The organism is Planctomycetia bacterium (assembly GCA_016795155.1).
In the GTDB taxonomy this organism is placed as follows: domain Bacteria; phylum Planctomycetota; class Planctomycetia; order Gemmatales; family HRBIN36; genus JAEUIE01.
The window spans coordinates 1-21,959 of the sequence record JAEUIE010000068.1 but is presented as its reverse complement, the minus strand read 5'-3'; the positions used below and the strand labels follow the sequence as shown (position 1 = coordinate 21,959).

The following is a 21,959-nucleotide window of genomic DNA, read 5'->3' as shown; positions in this document are numbered from 1 at the left end:
GCTCATTCTGGTTTCGAGTCAGGTTAGTATAGCTTGTCATTTACTTTCAGGCTTTGGCGCAGTCAATCTCGCAGGAATTTCGACGGTCGATTTGGCTGAATTTGGAGCCGGATTCATGGTACCTGGTGCAGAAGCCATAACAGGAGCGGGAGGGAAAATGGGCATAGAAGCATCTGTTACGGATCTTTCTGGAATAGACAGTGTTTTCAACGGATCAGCAGGTTTGGTAGACATGGAAGCGGATGACTTCTGACTGGCCACTGCGCCTGATTGTGATGGTTTGGATGTATTTCTCAACTTGGGTCCAGGAACATAATTTGGTTCATCTTTCGGCTTGTATCGAAAGACGGATAACCGGGCAACCTGCCTGACCGACCATGCCTTATCCGACTTTACTGCTTGATCGAGAGCGTCTTTAATCTCGTAGGACTCTGGCTTAATGCCAGCAAGGCTTTTTATCACCGTTTTACGTACCGACGTTGATTCATCGCGAACCAGTGAATCCATCAGCCCAGCGACAATTTCGGGATAATCATTACTTGCCAGTTTACCCAGTTCTTCAGCTGCTTGAACTCGGCGATCTTCCTTGCGGTCATTTTTCAGAATTTCAAGCAATGACTCGATCCGTTCGGCTGGTGTTTTGGTTTCCTTCTTTGCCTTCTTGCCCGACTCTTGAGCATGCGTTGTTACCGGAAATAAACAAATCAGCAGGATACAGATCGATCTGGTGATGTTGGAATACATGACAGACTTTCTCTGGAAGCATTACCCTGAAGAGTCTCTTCAATACTCTTCGATCAAATGGGGGCTAAGCATTCATCATTTACGGATAGGAAAATGCAGACTTGCTATCTGAACATGTCAGTGCTGTAATCACCACTCTCGCTTGACTGCTTGTAACAATCGTTATTATCTGCATGAATTACTGCGAAGTGCTGACAGAATTATTTTCTCTTATTACTCACTCTGCCTCGCGATTCGAGCACATGCAATGGCAGTGAATCATGAGCCTTCCGGTTGGTATCCCGATCTACCACATAAAGATGCAATTGATACATGCCTGGCATTAACTGTTTAGGCAAGGTGAAACTGGCTGCAACATGATAATCGTTCCGTGAACTGATACTGCCTGTTTTTTCAAACGGCTTGGTATCTGTCCAGTAGATTTTGTCCCTGGGACCATGTAATTCGAGCGTGACTTCCAGACGAACCTGACGTTTACCATCTCCTCCAGTATGGTCGATGAGGTTGACCAGTTCTGCATAAGCATGAACCCAGTCTTCTGGATAATAGTTCGAATTGGTGCGAGGCTTTACCTCACCAAATCGCTGAGGCTGATCCTCTACCAGTGAAACATTCTGCAGCACCAGAGGTGCAGACATGCTTAATCGTCGAATTAGTGAGCGAAACGATTCGAGGAGAGCCAGTTTTTGTGCTCCGTTGAGCGTGTTCCAATTTTCGCCCTGTTCCATACGCGCTAGGTATGGCAGCATTACCAAAGCTGCTTCTCTGTCATCCCGAGGATATTGTTGTAAGGCGGCGACTGCTGCATCGTGATGTTGATCAAGATAGTGCTCCAAAGCAACCAGCAGTCCACTTCGCGAATGTGTCAGACTCGTTGGAATTTCCACAGCAGCCGTCTGCACGGCAGGTGAGAGTTGGACAGATGTCAGTGCAAGTTGCCCACCACTTCGTTGTTTTTCGATTTCCGGTGCGACATGGGGGGACTGAACCGGAATAGGCGGTATCTGGTTTACGACCAATTCTTGATGTAACGGCATTGGCCGAGATTGTTCTATGGAGATTTGAGGATGTAATTGTTCCGATTCAGCATAAGTTTCCTTGTGCTGACAGGCATTGACATGTAAACACAACAGAAGCAGGAACCCTGCTCGAAACACGGTCGCCCAGTTGTGAATTTTCCATGCCAGATTCATGGGGCGAGGATATAGCTTGTCCAGCTACTTTCGTCAATCGCGAGAACGTCTCAGACTCTTCAACCACATTTAATTCATGCGACCATCAGGAAAGGTTAATCTGCCAGCTCATCAGGTATCGATTCAACCGGATCGTCAGAGTCAGCCAAGTGATATGCTTCATCCAACCAGTTGCCTAAATCGATGATCTTGCATCGTTCTCCACAAAAGGGAAAATATGGCCATGTTTTAATGGATTCAATCCGTTCCGATTTATGACAAGTAGGACAAGAGATTACCAGCATTGCTTCGTTTACCTGTTTTTAAATACCTAATCCGATTTCCCTTTGCCTTCTGATTTGCCCGAACTGCCTGACTTATCAGTGCCACCTGAATCAGACTTTCCAGAATCTGCCTTAGCTGCTGATTTGTAAGAATCACTTCGATAATCGGTGATGTAAAAACCGGAGCCTTTGAATAGTAAACCTGCTCCAGTGCCGAGAAGTCGTTGCAGCTTTTTCTTTTTGCATTTCGGGCATTTGGTCAATGCATCTTCCTTGATGGACTGGAGTTCCTCGAAGGAATAGTGACAAGCTGCACATTCATACTGATAGGTTGGCATAATATCTCTGACTACCTTGTTATGGGAACCAATGAAGAATTATATCGGGATTGAACTGGGTGAGAAATGCAGTCTCGATAGTTAATTGACATTCATCGAAACGGGCTGTTCAAATCACTCGACAGACATTTGATGTCCCCTATCATCCCCTCATCAATCAATGAATGGAAGCAACATGAAACAACCTGCCACCAACAGTTCCGCAAATCCATTTGTTCATCTTCACTGCCACACACATTACAGCCTGCTCGATGGCGCCAATCGTATTCCGGAACTCTGTTCCCATGTGAAATCCCTGGGGATGAATGCCGTCGCGGTAACCGACCATGGCAACTTGTATGGGGCAATCGAGTTGTTTCGTGAAGCTGAAGCTGCGGGGATTCGACCCATTGTTGGCTATGAAGCCTATGTTGCCCCCGGTAAACGAACCGAGAAAGAGAACAAAGGCACTGGTGGCGAATACAGCTATCACCTCACCATGCTGGCTCACAATACACAGGGGTTTAAGAATCTTATCAAGTTATCGTCGCTGGCTTACCTCGAGGGGTTTTATTACAAGCCACGCATCGACAAGGAAATCCTCGAAGCACACAGTGAAGGCATCACCGTGCTTTCCGGCTGTATGTCGAGTGAGTTCAGCAGTTTCCTCTTAAAGGAACAACTAAAGGAGGCTAAAAAACTTGCGGAATGGTTCGTCAAAGTATTCAAAGATCGGTTTTACGTCGAGATTCAGAATAACGGCATAGAAGCCCAGGCTGAGTTGAATGTGCGAGCCATCGACCTCGCTGACAAAATGGGCCTGCCTCTGGTTGCAACGTGCGATGCACATTATCTGAAATCAGGCGATGACATTTCGCATGATGTTTTGCTCTGCATTAATACAGGTAGACTGAAAAGTGACGAGAACCGCATGCGATACGGTTCAAATCAGTTTTACATTCGTACGCCATCGGAAATGTATAATCTCTTTCCTGGTCACGAGGAAGCTGTCAAACGCACACAGGAGATTGCCAACTCCTGCGAAATAGAATTCGATTTCAATAAGCGACATTTTCCCGTCTTCCATTTGCCTAAAGAACAGAAGCCTGAAAGTTATCTGAGTGAACTTGCCGAGCAAGGATTGCAATTTCGATATGATGGCAAGCCGAGTAAAGCTGCCAAAGACCGACTGAAGCTAGAATTGGAAGTGGTCATCCGGCTGGGTTTCGCCAGTTACTTCCTGATTGTCTGGGATTTTGTAAGGTTTGCCCGCGAGAAAGGAATTCCCGCTGGAGCACGTGGCTCAGCCTGTGGCTCGTTGCTGAGTTATGTACTGCAGATCAGCCAGGTTGATCCACTCAAATATGACCTTCTCTTTGAGCGATTTCTTGATCCCAATCGTGCAGAAGCGCCAGATATCGATATTGATTTCTGCCAGGAACGCAGGGAAGAAGTCATCCAGTACGTTAAGCAGAAGTATGGCGAACAGAGTGTTGCTCAGATCGCAACTTTTGGAACGATGGCAGCTCGTGCTGCGATTAAAGATGTTGGGCGTGTTCTGGGTGTGCCGTTGGATCGTGTTAATGCATTATCGAACCTGATTCCGAAAGCTCCGCTGGGCATCTCAATCGAAGAATCGATGGAAAAAGTAGCAGATTTACGAAAGGAATATCAGCAGGATCTGCACATTAAGGAAATGCTCGACATTGCGATGAAACTGGAAGGCACCAATCGCAATGTAGGAACACACGCTGCCGGCGTGGTGATCGCCAATGGCCCGATTACTGACTTCGTTCCTGTTCAACGTGTCCTGATAAAAGGCAACAAGGGAGATCAAGTTCCTGAAAAGGAATATCAGGTTACTACACAGTGGACCATGAACGACCTGGAAAAGGTCGGCATGTTGAAGATGGATTTTCTGGGGCTGCGCACTCTTACCCTGCTGGATAAAGCGGTCAAGCTGATTCAACAGCATCGTAACAAATCCATAGACCTGGATGCATTGCCACTGGACGATGAACCCACTTACAAACTGTTACAATCGGGCCATACACAGGGTGTCTTTCAATTTGAGTCGGAAGGAATCCGTAATCTGCTCCGGTCACTCAAGCCCGATAACATTCGCGATATCATCGCATCCACAGCGCTATACCGCCCTGGCCCGCTCCAGGGAGGCATGGTTGATTCATACGTCAATCGTAAACACGGCAGAGAACAGCCTGTCTATGAAAACGACATCATGAAGGATGTTCTGGAAGAAACGCATGGTGTGATGGTCTACCAGGAACAGGTCATGCGGATTCTCAACAGGCTGGGCGGTATTGAATTATCTTCCGCCTATGCCTGCATCAAAGCCATCAGCAAGAAGAAGATGGATATCATTGATGAACGCAGAGCAGAATTCATCAAAGGTGCAGTCAAGAGAGGAGTAAAGAAAGACGTCGCGGAGAAAGTCTTCGAACAAATCGTGGTCTTCGGCGGTTACGGATTCAATAAAAGCCATTCGGCAGCATACGCCATCGTGAGTTATCAAACCGCCTATCTCAAAGCCCATTTCCCAGCAGAATTCATGGCTGCGGTATTAACCAGTGAATTAGGTGATACAGACAAGATTGCGGAACACATTCGCAATACGAAGGAAATGGGTCTAACTGTACTGCCTCCCGATGTGAATCAGAGCGATGCCGATTTCAGTGTGGCTGGTGAAAAGAGCATTCGCTTTGGGCTGGTAGCAATCCGAGGCCTGGGGCGAAAAGCAGCGCAAGCTATCGTTGAAGAGCGATCACATCGAGGGCATTTTGTTGATCTTTACAATTTATGCGAGCGGGTAGACTCTCGCCTGGTGCCTCGTTCTGCTATCGAAACGCTGATCAAGGCTGGCGCGATGGACTCCATGGCGCCGGATGCTAACCGAGCGGCTATGATGATTGCATTGCCTGGTGCAGTTCAGGAAGCCAGTAACAAGCAGGAAGACAAGAAACGAGGCCAAGGCAGCATCTTTGATATTCTCAATGACGATACAGAAACGACGGATTCAAAACAACAAGCCAATCCCAGACAACTGCCATCCGTTGATCCCTGGTCTGCCAAAGAAAAACTGACGTATGAACGTGATTCTCTCGGTTTTTACCTGTCCAGCCATCCACTGGCACAGCACGAAGCGGAGCTGACCTATGCCAGTCATCGACTGGTCGACATTGACAAGCTGGCTGCAGGCGCTGAGGTCATGATCGGCGGTATGCTGACTCAAGTACGTTACACTAACGCCAAACGCAGTCGCACCGGCGACACACGGATGGCACGATTTCATCTGGAAGATTTGACCGGAACCATGGAATGCGTCATGTTCCCGGAGAGTTTCGGCAACCACAAAGATGATGTTGTGAATGACAAAGTCTGTTTTGTAAAAGCAACTGTAGATCGAAGCAGGGAAAAACCTGGGCTCATCGTGAACAAAATTATTGCACTGGATAAGGGAAGGCTCTATTCCCGTAACGGTGGCAGCCTGCGAATTATTCTGGAAGAAGGCATGCATGACACTCAGTTGATCAGTCAACTGGGTACGATGCTGAAACGAACCCAAGGCACCACGCCTGTCATGATTGAAGTGCAATCATTGGTCGGAAATCGTGCTGTGTTTCAATTAGGTGCTGACTACCGTATCGATCTTGACCGCCTCGCCATGGATGACCTCAAACTGCTGGTGGGCGAACGAAGCGTGCACATTTCTGCTGGTTGAAAAAACTTTCCAGCTTACAAGATCAATCTAAATTACGAGCCTGAAGATGAAATCAAACAAAGCCTCAGCCATTGCACTGAAACAACCTCCTGTGTTGTTCCCCAAGACTCAGAATGTCATCAAGCAGATCAGCAAGATCATTGATGGCGTATTCGTCAGCTACTGGAATGGCAATAACGGCTCCATCTGTGGCAATGATGTCATTGCTATTTATGAAATGCTTCAGAAAGTCAAAAAGACAGAAACTCTTTACCTTTTCATCAAGTCGGATGGTGGTAATGGCAAATCATCTTTGCGTATTGTCAACATGCTCCGGCAATACTGCAAAAAGATCATAGCACTGGTGCCGCTGGAATGTGCCTCAGCAGCGACCATGCTGGCTATCGGCGCTGATGAAATTCGCATGGGTCCGATGGCCTATCTCACTGCAGTCGACACATCCTTAACTCATGCACTTTCACCCATTGATCGTGATAACAGCCTGGTGAGTGTCAGCCTGGATGAGTTGACACGAGTCATTCGATCCTGGCGAGAACAAAAGGACAAGGAAGGGAGCAATCCTTACCAGTATCTGTATCAGTATGTTCACCCGCTAGTCATTGGAGCAGTTGATCGTGCCGAATCGCTTTCCATCATGTTGTGTGAAGAAATTCTTGCTTACCATTTGAAAGACAAAATAAAGATATCCACCATTGCTCAGAAACTCAATTCGGGCTACCCAAGTCATTCATATCCCATCATTTTGAAAACAGCACAAGAAATTGGACTTCATGCAACAGAGTTGGATAACTCACTCCACCATTTGCTACTCATGTTAAACGAGTTCTATTCGGAAATGGGGCAGCGAGCATTAACCGATTATGACCAGACACGTTACCATACCAATGAAATCCTAAACATAATCGAAGTGGATGGACTGCAACTCTACTACCAGCAGGATAAAGACATGTTCTTTCGTGAACAGGATCGTCGCTGGTTGCCACTCAACGATAACAGCAGCTGGCGCAAGTGTGAAATGACGGGTGGGAAAATGAAGAGTTCTGTATTTCATATTTCCTAATTCTTGCCGTACCTGAATTCAAGTAAACCCTTACTGAATCTACCTACTTAGCCTAATTCACTGTATCTACGCAGCCTTATTGATCGTTATTCAGGGTAATATTTAAAGTCTTTATTTCCCTTTTAGTTGAATCTGAACTATTTTTACAGAATAACGGTTAGACATGGATAGTCACCTCGTCAGCGAAGAGGCTGAGAGGAAAGCACAAGGCGTGAAGAGATGATTGAATTGGCGACTCCGAGTTTTATTCCTTTTGCTCAATTGGAATCCTCAGCAGGATTGTCTCTCGACAAATCCCCAGCACCGGCTTTGGCTTCAAACTTACAGAAGAACAGCCATCTTGATGATCTCAGTATCGTAGTCGTAAGTGAAAACAGTGCTGAACGTTCTCTGATTAACAATTCACTGCATCGATCTTCCCTGTTTCGTTGCCAGGTCTATGAGGCAAATGATCTGGATTCAGCCAGTGAACTGTCCAGACGCTGTAGGCCGGATGTTGTCATCCTCGAAAGCATTATTCCGTATGGTCATGTACGCCAGGAAGCTGTCATGAGTATGCGTCACCTGCAGCGATTTCAGACAGAACAGGCTTTTATCATCCTGGCACGCGAGGAAGACCAATCAGCAGCGGTATATGCATTACAGGAAGGCGCATCAGATTATCTGCTGTTTGATCAAGTTCAGCATGATCCCAATTGTCTTCATCGTTCCATCAAGAATGCAGTACAGCGGAAACAACTGGAACGTGAATTTTCACGCACCGTGGAGTTGCTCAGACAACGAAACCAGGAACTGGAGATGCTCAATCAGCAACTCTGGAAACTCTCTCACACCGACGAACTCACTGGCTATTTCAATCGCCGGCACATTGTTTCCCGCATGGAAGAAGAGATATCGCGTGGCTTGCGTTATGACATGTCACTTTCCATCGTGCTGGCTGACATTGATCATTTCAAACGCATTAACGATACCTTCGGACACCTGGCCGGTGACCGTGCATTACAAACTATTGCCGATCTGTTCCGCTCCAAATTGCGTGAAAGCGATTTGATCGGGCGCTTTGGCGGAGAAGAATTCCTGCTGATTCTTCCCCATACCGATCTGGCAGGCGCGGAAGCATTCTGCCATAGATTGAGAGATCACGTTGAACGACATCCACTACAATTGGGCGATCAGTCTATCACAATGACAGCCAGTTTTGGGGTATCGACACTTTGTCCGGATATGGACACAGCTCAAAAACTGTTACGCATTGCAGATCGCAATCTCTACCAGGCCAAGTACCTGGGCCGCAATAGAGTCGTGGCGGATTGCGGTGTCAACGAAACCATCATGCTCGATTCCATGGATGAATCTGAGAAGGCAACCAGTGAAACCAAAATCATGCCTTCAATAAAATCACCGATGAATGGCTTGATGTAATCACATCTGTTCGATGGTTTCGATCCCCAGTAGCTGCAATCCCTGCTGGAGAACTCTGGCAGTCACATCGCATAATGCCAACCGCGATTGCCTCAATGCTTCCGTTTCGGCTTTTACCACACTGCATTTGTCAAAAAACACACTGAATGCACTCGCCAGATCCCACAGATAACTGGTGATGGCATTCGGTTTGTATTCTGCTACCGCAGCCTCCAGGGCTTCTGGAAATCTCAATACTGTTAATGCCAGATTCCGTTCTGCAGGTGTATCAAGTACTATGGAAACATCGCTTCCTTGAATATTTTCAGAAGTAACCCCTGCTTTGCGGAAAATCGAACGAATACGGGCATATGCATACTGCATGTAAGCCCCGGTGTTGCCCTGCATGGCCAACATCTTTTCCCAACTGAAGATGTAATCGGTGCCTCGATTCTGGGACAAATCGGCATACTTCACTGCACCGATGCCCACTGCTTCAGCAATTTGCTCTCTTTCTGTTTCTGCAAGATTCGGACTGTTTTCATCCACAATTTTCCTTGCCCGCTGCACTGCTTCTTCCAGCAATGCACCCAGTTCAATTGCACCACCTTCTCGAGTTTTGATCGGTTTACCATCTTGTCCCAGAACTGAGCCGAACGAGATATGCTCTAATTCGATTGAAGTATAACCCCACTGTCGAGCAATCTCGAACAGGTGCTGGAAGTGCAGCGACTGACGAAAATCAACGACATACAAAATCACATTGGCATGAAAGTGATTCACTCGATGGCGAATGGTTGCCAGGTCTGTCGTGGTGTAGGTGAATGCTCCATCGCCCTTCTGCACTATGCTGGGTGGTTCATTCTCTCCATGAAAGATAACCTGTGCGCCCTTGCTCTCCTGAACCAGTCCTTTCTTTCTTAAATCGCTAACCACTTCAGCCAGTACAGAGTTGTAGTAGCTTTCTCCCAGTATGTGATCAAAAGGCATAATGCCCAATCGTCGATAAACTCGATCCAACTCTGCAATACACCAAGGCATCATGCGATTCCACAGGGCGACATTTTCTGCATCGCCTTGATGCAATTTTGCCGTCTCTAGTCGACAGGCCTGTGCTACGTTTGAACCCCCTTTCTCTTCGTCTTCATCGTCAGCACCCTCTGCACTGATCAACTGCCTAACCTTGACATAGAGCCTGACCATCTCATCCACGGGGTCTTTTTTGAGAGACTCTTCATCCAGGAAATGCTTCCAGCCATAAATTAACATGCCAAACTGGGTGCCCCAGTCACCCAGATGGTTATCGGTAATTACAGTGTGCCCCATGAACCGGAGCAAGCGAGCCAGACTGTCACCAATGATCGAACTGCGCAAATGCCCGACATGCATGGGCTTGGCAACATTAGGCGAACTGTAATCCACTACAAAAGTCTGGGGATGTATCGCAGATTCCACTCCAACCCGTTTATCCTTCACAAGCAACCGAATCTGGCTGGCAAGGAACTCGTTGGAAAATCGAATGTTGATGAAGCCAGGCCCAGCTACTTCTAATGATTCCAACCCTGAAGCATCGGTTTTCGCAATAATTTCACGCGCCATTTCCTGCGGTTTTTTTCCAAGCTGTTTAGCCAGGATCATGGCTACATTGGCCTGATAGTCGCCAAACTTGGGATCCTTGGTGGGCTTAATGGTCGCGGAGGCAACATTCTGTTCCTTCCAATTGGAGGTAGCTGCTTGAAATCGATCCTGAAGTAACTTGGCCAGATTCATGATACTTACAACGTGTTTTGAAATCGGTTGAGACTATCAGCATATGCCAGACAACCTGATTGGCATGATGGTTCCCTGAATTGAACATCTCGACCTTTCCGTCTTTTTCAACCTGTGCTAAAGTCATGCAACTCATGGAGGAGCCAGGGTGCCAAGCCGGGCCACGGGACTGAATGAACAGATTGATGAACTGGATCAGCTGCTGGACAAGTTGCTGAAACTGCCCATTGATTCAGCCCGTAGTGCACCATCGGTAATACCCATCAATAGTTCACTATCAACCGAGAAAAGCCAATCAGATCAACGTGTCATTCTCAAAATCACAGAAGATGATCCAGAGGAACTCCAGACTGATCTACCCACTAATAATAGTGGTTCTCCTTCGCTGGATGTCATACAAACGCTTTCTGCACATCAGGATCCGAAACCGGAAGCAGCGTTGTCCATTGAGATACCACCAGTAACTCCTACGTTGCGAACAGAAGAAATCCCCTGGCTGGAAGACGAACCCTTGCCTTCAAATCCAGGCAATGGACCAAAGATCGAAATTATCCAAGGTAGTTATTCACAAGAGGTTGTTCCCGAACCAACTGTTTCAGCAATCTCATCGATAAAACCGAATCGATCCTGGCTGTTTTATCTCTTGTGGAACATCACCTGGCTCTTTGACAGTACCTTTGGATACTGGATGCCTATACTGCGTCGGCCGGGAATAAAATTCCTACTCGGACTGATCGGCGTATCACTTTGTGTAGTCAGTGCCTATCTAGCCTGGATCAATTGGTTACGATGAAGTCCATCTCTGCACAACAAGTGATTGACTATCTGGGAATGAAGCCCCTTCCAGGTGAAGGTGGGTTTTACATTGAAACATACCGTGCCGCTGAGCTGACAGGTCAACGCAATATCTGCACTGCCATTTACTATTTGCTGACCGCTAACACATTCTCGCGCTTTCATCGGCTCAAGAGCGATGAAATCTGGCATTTCTACTCAGGCGATAGTGTTGAGCTGGTGTTGTTGCATCCTGATGCAACCAGCACTATTAACATCCTGGGACACAATCTGCTGGATAATGAAGTATGTCAGGTTGTTATTCCCGGGCAAACCTGGCAAGGTGCACGACTGGAGCCTGGTGGAAGCTGGGCCTTGATGGGCTGCACGGTTGCACCCGGTTTCGAGTTTGCTGATTGCGAATTGGCAGAGAAAGCCTCGTTGATTCAGAAATATCCTGCAATGCAGCCTTGGATCGAGTGCTTGACTTAATCCCATCACTGCAGAGCTTTGACTTGTTCTACATTGATCTGCGGCTTCATTTGACCATCAATGCTTGCCTGAATCACAATTCCTGTCACTTCGATGTTTTTTCCAACGTAACTTTGCAATTGTTGGCTGATGCTACCTGTTCCACGCACATAATGAGTCAGAAAGCCCTGACTGTTGGTCAGGTAATAGAGTTGATTCGGTCCGTAATATTGGATGGCACGATGCAGTTTGCCTACCTGTCGAATCCGCTGTGAATTGACTGGTTGAGCAGTTTGCTTTGGTTGTATTGGTGGCGTGTTAGCAGCAGGCGTTGCAGCTGTTGGTTTCACCACCTGTGTGGCTGGTTGTCGAGTTGCTGACTGATCCTGATAGGTTGGAATTTGTATTGGCTGGTATGCTGGCTGCTTTGCCGGTACGGTTTGTTGTACCGGGACTGCAGGCTGTGTGGACCGAATAGTCACATCTTTAACAGGTGCAGGCTGAGCAGTAGCTACTGCAGGCATACGAGTTGGTGCCGGTGCGGCGCCAGGTATCCAAGGTTCTTTACTGCTCATCTGATAGGGAACACTTCCCTGCCGAGGTGAATGCGATACGGTAAACATGGCGGGATTGATCTGTCCCTGACGGATAAACTCCAGTCGATTCTTCGCCAGAATTCGGACACTTAATACATCCGCGTTCAACAACCTCTGATATCTTGTTCGGGCATCCTCCCATGTACCGGTACGCATGCCCTGATGATACGCCTGGTCTGCAGCCTGCACTTCACCTGCCAGAACGGGAGATAACTGTTCAGATACCAGATTGGCTGATACCACGGGTTGGTTGCCAGGCCACATGTTTTGCGAGTTCTGTTGAGGTGGTGGCTGATGCAGTGGACTGTCAGGCAAACTGAATTTCACGGGTGGTGCTGCGGGTGTTACCCCCTCCAAATCTGCTGTCTTTACATAACGTTTTTCCTTGCCACCAGTGCGGATGACACAGTGTTTGACAGCTTGGCCATGAACTTTGATCGTTTTCTCATTGAGAACTGTCACAATGCTGCCCTTGGGCAAGGTGTAGCCCGATGAGATGTAATTACCATCAACTGGTTCACCATCAATCAATGTTTCTGCAGGCTTTTTGGTATGCTGCGGTTTTGTGAGCAAGTCTTTTGGCTTGAACCAGTCATGAAATATAGTGCTGGATGGAATAAGTGAGTAACAATTGTCCGGAGCAGCAATAGGTGTGTATTCCGTTCCATTTCTGGGAATTTCGAGGATCTCAACCCACATATCTGCTGTTAGTGTACCACAACTGTAAAGGAGATCATTCGGGCCGCTACGTATGCTGGTTTGTCTGATCACCCTCACCTTGGAACCTGAAGCCACTGCTTCCTGGCTGCCTGAAACTACCTGTACTGGAGCAGGCTGAGTATCAAAAGAAATGGCAGGTGGCGGGGTCTGAGGAGGCAACGCCAGTTCAAGATTGGGAGCACTTTGCGCATACGAGTTCTGTAGCAACAACAGTATGAACAGAATGGAACTTACAGTGCGCATTGCAACCCTTTCGCTTGCTTCCGGGGCTGCCTGCCTTATAAAACATTCCCAGATTGACACAAGGTCAGTCCGTTAAATCATCAAATCATATTCTCGCCGAACAATGCCCAGAACCATTTCGCCTTCAGAATTGGCTGAACTACTGAAAGATCCAAAGAAGGTATTTCTTCTGGATGTTCGATTGCCCGTTGAACACGAATTTGTTGCTTTATCTCAGAGTATGTTGATTCCACTGCACGAACTGCCACGTCGATTCAATGAAGTAGTTGCTGAAGGTGATCAAGAAATAGTGGTCTACTGTCATCACGGCGTACGAAGCTGGCAAGCAGCTTTATTCCTCGAACAACAAGGCTTTCAGAACCTCTTTTCGCTTGATGGAGGGATTGATGCCTGGTCTATCGAAATTGATCCATCCATTGCCCGTTATCGTTAACTGATCAATCGTTACTGCAAAACGAATCTCATCAAAGTCTCACCATTCTGTTACTTGATCTTGCGGCTTCATCTGCACACAATCTTCAAAAGGCCTATTGAACCTGTTTGTTTGGGAATATCTCCATGCTTCGATTCATGCTGCTTGGTTTCACCTTTGCATTAACTTTACTGGCTTCAACAACACCTCAGGCAGCTGAACCAGGAATCAATCTGCGACTGGTGAATAACCCAGCACTTTCTCCTGATGGGCAGTGGCTCGCGTTTGATTGGAATGGCGATATCTGGTTAGCCGATTCAAAGGGCGGCAATGTCAAGCAGATTACGACTCACCCCGCACGTGATCGTGACCCCAAGTTTTCTCCTGATGGGAAAACCATTGCATTCGTCAGTGACCGGGACAATGGCAATCAGGTCTACACTGTTTCCGTGAATGGTGGCATTCCCAAACAAGTGACCTTTCATACTGCAGGATACAACCTCCTGGGCTGGCACCCCGATGGCAAACAGGTTATCACTTCGGGCTCACGCGACCACTATTGGTCAGGCAGGGGGGCTGAACGCTTCTTCCTGATCAACACTACCAAGCGTGAACCGGAAAAACTACTTTTTGATGATTACGGCAGCAACGGCTCCTTGTCACCCGATGGCAGCAAGCTGCTGTTCACACGCGAAGGACACCAGTGGTGGCGAAAAGGTTATCACGGCACACAAGCCAGCCAGATTTGGATGTACGATCTTAACAAGAAATCCTTCACCCCCGTGATTGTCAATGAATGGGATGCCCGCTGGCCGATGTGGAAGCCCGATGGCAATGGCTTTTATTTTGTCGGTGTCCCTGAAGGCAAGGCTGGCCAGGGTGCTGCTCCTAATCTGTGGGAGATGAGCGCTGATGGAAAGAAAGCGCAACTGACAAGATTCGAACAGGATGCCATCGTTTATCCGTGCATCAGTAAGGATGGAAAGACTATCGTCTTCCGCCATCTCTTTGATCTGTACCGGTACACTCCAGGTGCAGAAAAAACACCCGAAAAAATTCAGTTGACCTATGCTGGAGACAGGCCCATCGAAACGACTCAACGGCGTACTTTGACAAGTGCAACTTCCACTGCATTTTCACAGGACGGGTTGGAAGTTGCTTTCACAGCCGGTGGCGACTTATGGGTCATGGATACTGAACTGCGTGAACCTGTCCAAATCACCAAAAGCGCTGAAGAAGAAACTAATCCCGTCTTCTCACCCGACAATGATCGGATTCTGGTAGTCAGCGATACGGGTGGACAATGCGACATCTGGCAGGTGGAACGAACAGATAAAACCAAATTCTGGTTCCAGAATACTTCGTTTAAAATGTCGAAGTTAACCAATGATCCCGAAACAGAATCCAATATCCGATTCAGCCCCGATGGAACCAAAATCGCGTATGGTAAAGGCCGAGGTAATCTCGTTATTGCCGATGCCGACGGCAAGAACCCCAAAGTCTTCGTCTCCGGTTTCAGCGGTGTTCAGTACGACTGGTCGCCTGACAGCAAGTGGCTGGTATACGCTCATGAAGATAATGATTTTAACAGTGACATCTACATCAAACCAGTTGATGAATCCAGACCTGCATTTAATGTTTCCCGACATCCATTTGAAGACCGCAATCCGACCTGGTCGCCCGACGGCAAGATGATTGCATTTACTGGTCGAAGAAATATAGATGAAACCGATGTGTATTATGTCCCTCTCACCAAGGAGACTGAAGAAACGGGAACACGCGACCGAACTATGGAAAAAGCACTGGAGAAACTCAACCGGGCAAGAAGAGCACCCGGCGGAACTTCAGGTGCTCCACAAAAGACCACAGAACCAGCAAAGGATCCAGGCAAAGAACCACCAGCCAAGACTCAACCAGACCCTGCGAATAAGAAAGAATCTTCTGAACAACCTCCCCGCCGACGTCCAGGCGGAGGTGGACCACCTACAGGTGCTCCTGCATCAGGTGCAACGGAAGGTAGCACCCCTGCTACTGACGATTCACCGATTCGCCCATTACGAATCACCAAAGTTGAAATTGATTTCGATGGCTTGCAGGATCGCCTGCATCGAATATCCATTCCGAATTCAACTGAAGGGAATCTGTTCTGGTCACCGGATGGTAAAAAGCTGGCATTCAGTGCAACTACGGCAGGTACTACCAGTATTCATACGGTTGAATTCCCAGACAGCCTGACTCCCAAATCCATCAATCTGCCCAGTATCAGCCAGCCTCGCTGGATACGAAGTTCTCAGATCGTTGGTAACATCGCCGGTGTGCCTTCGGTTGCTGTCATTGGTATGACGGGAGCTACACCCACTAATTATCGTTTTACAGCGATGCAGACGGTCAACCTGCCTGAGAAATATGCAGCTGCTTTCGATCTCGCCTGGCGAACGATGCGCGACAATTTCTACGACGGTAACCTCGGCGGTAATGACTGGAATGCCATAAGGCAGAAATACATCGGCATGGCCAAGGAAGTGGTCGATGTTGAAACTCTGGGAACTGTTATCAATTTGATGCTGGGTGAACTGAATGGGTCTCACCTTGGATTCATGGCAGGACGCACGACTCCACCAGCACCCGGAACGCCTCCGGGCAATGAGCCAACCGAACAGGCTGGCAACTGGCGGATGCAGACGGTTCATTTAGGCGTTCGCTTTGATCAGAACTATCCGGGGCCTGGTTTGAAAGTCCGTGATGTACTTCCGAAGGGACCTGCTGATCTGAAGAAAAGCAGAATCCAGAAAGATGAGATCATACTCTCTATCAATGGAACCAAAGTTGATCCTTCTACCGATCTGTCGGAAGTCTTGACATTGGCTCCCAATACTGATGTTCAGTTGCAGGTAAAGAATACAAACGGCGAGGAACGATCCGTCAAGATTCGTCCCATCGGTGTTGCTGCAACCCGCAACCTGCTTTACGAAAAATGGCTGCAGGATAACCGTGCCATGGTGGAGAAAGCATCCCATGGCAAGCTTGGGTACCTGCACATCAGCGGTATGAGCATGCCTACTTTCTGGAAATTCCAGGAAGAGTTATACTCCGCTGGTCATGGCAAGGATGGCTTGATTATTGACGTGCGCGATAATGGTGGTGGTTCGACCGCTGATCATTTGCTGACGGCATTAACACAGCCTGTTCATGCTCTGACAGTACCGCGAGGTGGTAATCAAGTTGGTTATCCAATAGATCGCAAAATCTATGCATCCTGGAACAAACCGATCGTAGTCATGTGCAACCAGAACAGTTTCTCCAACGCAGAGATTTTCAGCCACGCAATCAAGACCTTAAAGAGGGGGCAAATCGTAGGAGTGACAACTGCTGGAGGCGTGATCAGCACCGGTGGTACCAGCATCATGGATGTTGGCTTTCTGCGATTGCCTTTCCGAGGCTGGTATCTGGTGAATGATGGCCAGGATATGGAACTCAATGGCTGTGTTCCGGATCATCAACTCTGGCCTAACCCTGGTGAAATGCCATCGGGCAAGGATATCCAACTGATGAAAGCGGTTGAGGTTCTGAGCAAGGATGTTGCAGAATGGCAGTCTCGCCCCAGACCCAAGCTGATGAAAGCTACTGAACGAAAGTAATCTCAATTCTCTATTCAATGATGCCATGTTGTTTCGCAGCATGGCATCTTTTTTTGTGATGAGTAAGAACCAATACCACCACGCCCCAGGATGCCAGTAACGGTCCTTCCACCAGAGTCCACCACCAGGGCATACCAGAAGCAATATCAACATAGACCAGAATGAGACCTTGCAAAACTGAGATAATTGCCAGGACACGAATCAACTCGAACCAACGCTGAGTATCAAAAGAAACGTAAATCAGTAATACACCATGAGCAACATACATCAGTGATACAGACCGTGCCATATAGTATGAAATTACGGTCTGAGGAAACGGGTCTTGTCCCATCAAACTATGTAACTTGGTAATGGTTTCTGGCGATAGAAATACCACAAAAATAGCCAGACAATCGACCAGTCCACATATTCGCAGTAGCCAGCGCAGCAAGACCCATCGCCACGCAGCTAAGGAACTTTCAGTGTTGAAGCTTGAATAATTCATGCAAAAACAGAAAAGTGTAGCAGTAAAATGATTCGGGTTTTTCTACAATTCAGACATTAGCACATGCCTGTCTGAGTAGTTGTAAAAGCTATTACCGTCAGGATATGTAAAAACGTTAAAAAAATAGCGTTCTGGCATGGAGCAAAACCGAATCTGGTACGTCTAAGCTTGCACCCACGCCGATTCTAATGCGTGGATGGATATGCACCTTTTGCGCACGGAGTCGCTCCATGGGTCTGGGCCGTTTCTTCACCCGTCGATATTCCAAATCAATTCCCAATTCAATAACCAAACGACCTTTGAGTCTGGAAACGCTCGAAGATCGCCTGGCTTTGACAGTAACTCTGGGCACGATCACTGCCCCACCAGTCCTGGTTGGCAAGCACACATATATACCATTGGAAGCTATTGACTCTAATGGATTGCCTTTAACCTATAGTGTCACCAGCGCCAATAACAGCATTAATGCGAACATCATCTCCACTGGCAGACTCATCGTCATGAATGTCAGCGGCAAGGACAGTACTGGTGCCAATTTCAGTGGCAACCTGGTGCTCAAGTTATTTGAAGATAAAGCACCGATAACCACTGCTCGAATCATCGAGTTAGTCAACACTGGGTTTTATAACGGCCTGATCTTCCATCGAGTTATCTCGGGGTTTATGGCACAGGGTGGCGATCCACTCGGCAATGGAACAGGCGGTTCAGGAACCGAGTTTGTAGATGAATTCAACAGCAGTCTGACATTCAACAGTTTTGGCCTCTTTGCCATGGCTAATGCCGGCGATGATGATAACGATTCCCAGTTCTTCATTACCGACACTTCCAGTACAGCATCTTTTCCACAACATTTGAACTTCAACCATACCATTTTTGGTCAAATCGTTGATGGTCTTGATATCTTTCAAAAGGTCATCACAACACCCGTCACGAACAGTAAGCCCAACACAGATGTCGTTATTAATCATGCCTCGGTGATCAACTCTAATAAGTATGCGATTCTAGATCTTTCTTCGTTGGGCAGTTTCATCGGAACGGGTTCTGTCACCGTTACCGCAAAAAATTCTCGCAATGAAACCGCGACGCGAAATGTCAACGTGACTGTGCAGGCGGATAGCGTCAATGGCGTCATCACTAATGATCGTCCCTTCCTTAACGCTACTCCTGATCGCCAGACGAATACCAATACGCCGATAACATTTGATATCAGTGCGGTTGACCTGGAAAACGATGACCTGACATTCGTCGTACGAAACGCAAACTTCTCTGTCATAGGCAACAATGCTGATGTCAGCGTGTCGATCGTCAAGCTGACCAATACTACCGCTCGTGTTACTTTGACGCCTGCACAGGATTTCACTGGCCTGCTCAATCTCAAGATTGGAGTTACCAGCAATTCCAACAACCCTGTACAGGATGATTTTGACACACAGAACTTCAATCTGCTGGTAACGGACAATCCGATCAGTCCTGTAGATCTCTCCATCGTTAATAGCACAGAGGTCAACCCAGGCAACACTGTCACCAATGACACACCTACTATTCAATTGACAGCCCCTGCCGGTCAGACTGTGAAGATCTATCGCAATGGTACCCAGATTGGAACTGCTACCCAGACCAGCGTTAATGGCGATTCTGCAACCTACCGTTACACCTTTACATCCAACACCTTGATGCTCGGTGAAAATGCCATAACGGCAGTGGTATCCAGTAATGGGTTTGATTCACTGCCCAGTGCAGCCCTCAAGATCAATTTTGCACCATTGATGCAGCAGATTTACGTCGTACCTGGTAACGCAGGTGAAGAGGTTGAATTGCGATTTGATTTCATCATCTCTACCGCAGGCTACAAGAACGAGTTGGGACTTTACGTTGTGGATGATCTCTCCGGCAGCGTAGATGGTGTTGCCCCATCAGCTAGCAACTATTGGTCAAAGGTTGCTGCCAGCAGTGACAGGCAAGTACTCTTCTCATTCCAGTCTGGTGGTACTCGCGTTTCGAAAACTCTCACCTTCCCCGCTGGTACGAAACTGGCTTTCTACCTGTCAGCCGATTCTACTATCACCAAAGCAGTTGCTAATTCCAGCAGCCAGATATACTCGTCAATCCGTGCTGCCAACAAAGATGGTATTTACCATGCTGAACATTTTACGCAACGCACTGGTAATCGTGCTATCTACGGATTTGAGGACACCTGGAAAGGTGGTGACCGGGATTACAATGACCTGGTCTTCTCGATTCGTAAAAATCCAGCCATTAAACCAGTTGGAGCCCTGGCTGTCGATCTGGCTGGAAACGGCCTACCGGTAACAACCAAGTTTGCCATGCTGCCAACACTAAATAGCCGATATCGACCCATGGGTGGGGAGATTGGCATCTTCCAGGTTCTCGATGCCGAGGGTACGATCCCTGCTCCGATTGCAAGTGACCCGGACCGAACTCTGAAACCCGGTGATGTTGGCTACGCACAAGCTGCGTTGAGTTTACTCAGCAGGCAAGCCCTGTTTACCAAAGGTGATAAACCAGGCGAAAAGACTCGCTCCCTGACCATGGCAAGCGGCTCATTCTTCGGCGTGTATTACATTCCACGAGGAACTGCTGATTCCTTCCTGACGAACAATCCATCCAATGTCATCGCGTCAAACAAGCCTATCGCCTACTTCTCCTTTGCTGCAGCTAATCCGGATGGTGGCAAAGAACATATGCGGACATACGGAAGGAATGCTGTCTCAAGAACACATACCGGATTTGTACCTGGAGACAATGATCCTCAGCGAATTCATATGATGGGGGTTGCTAATGGCAGCCATATGAATTACTCGGACTTTATTCTGACGTATTCACAATCGGTCTAACCTTTGCCCCTTTCACATTTTCTTTGACGGCCCAAGATTATCCTGGGCCGTTTCATTTACGGCCATGTCTGATACTGCAGGCTTCAGCAGTACCTTTCCCAGGACCGGATCACGTGCGGTAAACGGCCCCGTTGACTGATCTCGTGAGAGACATCGCAGGTACATTTCGAGTTTGGCATCGAGATCATCGGCATGATGGAGAATGAGTACTTCAGGAATCATGGGAAGTCGTGGCGAGCCCCATTCGGGGTGTACCAGATGGCTGAGGATGACGTGTTCGAGCCTCTCCAGAAACGCAGGATGCACATCGCCTTGCTCAAGTGCTGCCTGATGTACCAGATCCCTACCCAGAGTCACATGACCGAACAGCTTGCCTTGAACTGTTGGCTGGATCAGTATTCCCAGGGGATCGGTGCTGAATTCTGCTACTCTTCCCAAATCGTGCAGGAATGCACCTGCCAGAACCAGATCTCGGTCGATTGATGGCTCAACACCCTCATATTGTCGTCGATAATGCTGACACAACACAATACAGGATTTGACCAGTGACAGAGTATGCTCCAGCCAACCGCCTCGAAAAGGATAAAACTTGCCATCACTGGCTGGTAGAGATTGCAAAACTCCAGAGTGCTTTTGATAGAGCGAATGTATCAACAATCTCAATGCCGGTTGACTAATCTCCGTTTCGACCAGTTGATTGATCTCTTCCCACATTTGCGGTATGGAAAACCGGGAACTGTCCACCAGGTTGGCCAGATCGAAACCACTGTATTTGTCATCTGCATGAATCGGCCGCCATTTCAGAATTTCGATTTGTGGGCCATATTTTTCATGGTGCGTGTACTGAACAGTCAAGCGGTATGCCTGTCCCAATTCCCAGGTCTTTTCACAGTCAACTATCCAAGGGCTTTCGGACCAGATCATGCAGGTAACTGCCCGAAACCTGTCCTTAAATTTGCAACTAAAGTACGGCCTCCCCTCACGTGTCCTGCCGGGTTGCCTTTCGCAAAACAAGGCAAAGGTTTCTGCAGGCTGACCAGGCAACAATTCATGCAAAGCAAGTAGAGGCAGTAGTACCCTGGTGTTAGACATTTTGGAACTACAAGAAGAACGGAGTGTGATGTCAAACCCAGGATATTCTAAGAGCATCTAACAAAATGAGCTAGTGCTTCTCGTCCAGTCAGGCTATAAGTTTGGCGAGCAAGGAGCACTGCTATGGCCAAACCGATTTTGGATGATCAACTCTGGGCATTGATTGAACCATTGTTACCGGTTCCCA

At 47.7% G+C, this 21,959-nt stretch carries 16 protein-coding genes; 8 read left to right on the top strand and 8 right to left on the bottom strand.

The window, feature by feature from the left end; all coding sequences use genetic code 11:
• Positions 1–36: 36 nt before the first annotated feature.
• The 4 genes from JNJ77_21950 to JNJ77_21935 all read right to left on the bottom strand — a co-directional run bounded on the left by JNJ77_21950 (position 37) and on the right by JNJ77_21935 (position 2,538).
• On the bottom strand, positions 37–744 hold the full coding sequence (locus JNJ77_21950) for a HEAT repeat domain-containing protein (protein MBL8825267.1): 708 nt from the start codon (positions 742–744) through the stop codon (positions 37–39).
• Between the two features lie 200 nt (positions 745–944).
• A complete protein-coding gene (locus JNJ77_21945; protein ID MBL8825266.1) occupies positions 945–1,781 on the bottom strand; it encodes a hypothetical protein in 837 nt (278 codons plus the stop codon).
• 251 nt (positions 1,782–2,032) lie between these two features.
• Positions 2,033–2,221 carry a DNA gyrase inhibitor YacG gene (gene yacG / locus JNJ77_21940; GenBank protein ID MBL8825265.1) on the bottom strand — a complete coding sequence of 63 codons (189 nt, stop codon included), beginning with the start codon at positions 2,219–2,221 and terminating at the stop codon, positions 2,033–2,035.
• Positions 2,222–2,247: 26 nt separating this feature from the next.
• Positions 2,248–2,538 (bottom strand): zinc ribbon domain-containing protein, encoded by a 291-nt coding sequence (locus tag JNJ77_21935; GenBank protein ID MBL8825264.1) that lies wholly within the window; start codon positions 2,536–2,538, stop codon positions 2,248–2,250.
• Between the two features lie 175 nt (positions 2,539–2,713).
• Here JNJ77_21935 and JNJ77_21930 point away from each other — a divergent pair, with 175 nt between their 5' ends.
• The 3 genes from JNJ77_21930 (at position 2,714) to JNJ77_21920 (ending at position 8,738) form a co-directional block, all read left to right on the top strand.
• The gene (locus JNJ77_21930; GenBank protein MBL8825263.1) at positions 2,714–6,256 is read left to right on the top strand and encodes a DNA polymerase III subunit alpha; all 3,543 of its coding nucleotides are present in this window, start codon (positions 2,714–2,716) and stop codon (positions 6,254–6,256) included.
• Positions 6,257–6,302: 46 nt separating this feature from the next.
• Positions 6,303–7,316, top strand: coding sequence for an ATP-dependent Clp protease proteolytic subunit (locus JNJ77_21925; protein ID MBL8825262.1), 1,014 nt, complete (start codon positions 6,303–6,305; stop codon positions 7,314–7,316).
• 549 nt (positions 7,317–7,865) lie between these two features.
• Positions 7,866–8,738 (top strand): GGDEF domain-containing protein, encoded by an 873-nt coding sequence (locus JNJ77_21920; protein ID MBL8825261.1) that lies wholly within the window; start codon positions 7,866–7,868, stop codon positions 8,736–8,738.
• Here the strand turns inward: JNJ77_21920 and argS are convergent, their stop codons facing one another.
• Positions 8,739–10,487: an arginine--tRNA ligase gene (argS, locus tag JNJ77_21915; GenBank protein MBL8825260.1), complete on the bottom strand. Its 1,749-nt coding sequence runs from the start codon at positions 10,485–10,487 to the stop codon at positions 8,739–8,741.
• 148 nt (positions 10,488–10,635) lie between these two features.
• On the opposite strand from argS, the gene JNJ77_21910 reads away from it, so the two are divergent.
• Together JNJ77_21910 and JNJ77_21905 are read left to right on the top strand one after the other, a co-directional pair.
• Positions 10,636–11,280: a hypothetical protein gene (locus tag JNJ77_21910; protein ID MBL8825259.1), complete on the top strand. Its 645-nt coding sequence runs from the start codon at positions 10,636–10,638 to the stop codon at positions 11,278–11,280.
• Positions 11,277–11,753, top strand: coding sequence for a cupin domain-containing protein (locus tag JNJ77_21905; GenBank protein ID MBL8825258.1), 477 nt, complete (start codon positions 11,277–11,279; stop codon positions 11,751–11,753). Before JNJ77_21910 ends, JNJ77_21905 begins: the two co-directional genes overlap by 4 nt.
• A 5-nt stretch (positions 11,754–11,758) precedes the next feature.
• Here JNJ77_21905 and JNJ77_21900 read toward each other — a convergent pair whose 3' ends face one another.
• Positions 11,759–13,291 carry a hypothetical protein gene (locus JNJ77_21900; protein MBL8825257.1) on the bottom strand — a complete coding sequence of 511 codons (1,533 nt, stop codon included), beginning with the start codon at positions 13,289–13,291 and terminating at the stop codon, positions 11,759–11,761.
• Positions 13,292–13,394: 103 nt separating this feature from the next.
• Here JNJ77_21900 and JNJ77_21895 point away from each other — a divergent pair, with 103 nt between their 5' ends.
• Entirely contained in the window at positions 13,395–13,724 is a 330-nt protein-coding gene (locus JNJ77_21895) for a hypothetical protein (protein MBL8825256.1), read from the top strand.
• Positions 13,725–13,849: 125 nt separating this feature from the next.
• Positions 13,850–17,341: a PD40 domain-containing protein gene (locus JNJ77_21890; protein MBL8825255.1), complete on the top strand. Its 3,492-nt coding sequence runs from the start codon at positions 13,850–13,852 to the stop codon at positions 17,339–17,341.
• A gap of 10 nt (positions 17,342–17,351) precedes the next feature.
• On the opposite strand, the gene JNJ77_21885 is transcribed toward JNJ77_21890, so the two are convergent.
• The gene (locus JNJ77_21885) at positions 17,352–17,771 is read right to left on the bottom strand and encodes a hypothetical protein (GenBank protein MBL8825254.1); all 420 of its coding nucleotides are present in this window, start codon (positions 17,769–17,771) and stop codon (positions 17,352–17,354) included.
• A 284-nt stretch (positions 17,772–18,055) separates the two neighbouring features.
• On the opposite strand from JNJ77_21885, the gene JNJ77_21880 reads away from it, so the two are divergent.
• Positions 18,056–20,680, top strand: a complete 2,625-nt coding sequence (locus tag JNJ77_21880) for a peptidylprolyl isomerase (protein MBL8825253.1) — start codon at positions 18,056–18,058, stop codon at positions 20,678–20,680.
• A gap of 12 nt (positions 20,681–20,692) precedes the next feature.
• On the opposite strand, the gene JNJ77_21875 is transcribed toward JNJ77_21880, so the two are convergent.
• Positions 20,693–21,604, bottom strand: a complete 912-nt coding sequence (locus tag JNJ77_21875) for an HD domain-containing protein (protein ID MBL8825252.1) — start codon at positions 21,602–21,604, stop codon at positions 20,693–20,695.
• Positions 21,605–21,959: the final 355 nt, after the last annotated feature.

Bases quoted from the DNA above. Each gene is read 5' to 3' on its own strand.
- JNJ77_21925 (MBL8825262.1), top strand. From the start codon at position 6,303: ATGAAATCAAACAAAGCCTCAGCCATTGCACTGAAACAACCTCCTGTG.
- JNJ77_21945 (MBL8825266.1), bottom strand. From the start codon at position 1,781: ATGCCGTTACATCAAGAATTGGTCGTAAACCAGATACCGCCTATTCCG.
- JNJ77_21875 (MBL8825252.1), bottom strand. From the start codon at position 21,604: ATGATCTGGTCCGAAAGCCCTTGGATAGTTGACTGTGAAAAGACCTGG.
- JNJ77_21900 (MBL8825257.1), bottom strand. From the start codon at position 13,291: ATGCGCACTGTAAGTTCCATTCTGTTCATACTGTTGTTGCTACAGAAC.
- JNJ77_21920 (MBL8825261.1), top strand. From the start codon at position 7,866: ATGAGTATGCGTCACCTGCAGCGATTTCAGACAGAACAGGCTTTTATC.
- yacG (MBL8825265.1), bottom strand. From the start codon at position 2,221: ATGCTGGTAATCTCTTGTCCTACTTGTCATAAATCGGAACGGATTGAA.
- JNJ77_21935 (MBL8825264.1), bottom strand. From the start codon at position 2,538: ATGCCAACCTATCAGTATGAATGTGCAGCTTGTCACTATTCCTTCGAG.
- JNJ77_21930 (MBL8825263.1), top strand. From the start codon at position 2,714: ATGAAACAACCTGCCACCAACAGTTCCGCAAATCCATTTGTTCATCTT.
- argS (MBL8825260.1), bottom strand. From the start codon at position 10,487: ATGAATCTGGCCAAGTTACTTCAGGATCGATTTCAAGCAGCTACCTCC.
- JNJ77_21905 (MBL8825258.1), top strand. From the start codon at position 11,277: ATGAAGTCCATCTCTGCACAACAAGTGATTGACTATCTGGGAATGAAG.
- JNJ77_21950 (MBL8825267.1), bottom strand. From the start codon at position 744: ATGTATTCCAACATCACCAGATCGATCTGTATCCTGCTGATTTGTTTA.
- JNJ77_21880 (MBL8825253.1), top strand. From the start codon at position 18,056: ATGGGTCTGGGCCGTTTCTTCACCCGTCGATATTCCAAATCAATTCCC.
- JNJ77_21890 (MBL8825255.1), top strand. From the start codon at position 13,850: ATGCTTCGATTCATGCTGCTTGGTTTCACCTTTGCATTAACTTTACTG.
- JNJ77_21895 (MBL8825256.1), top strand. From the start codon at position 13,395: ATGCCCAGAACCATTTCGCCTTCAGAATTGGCTGAACTACTGAAAGAT.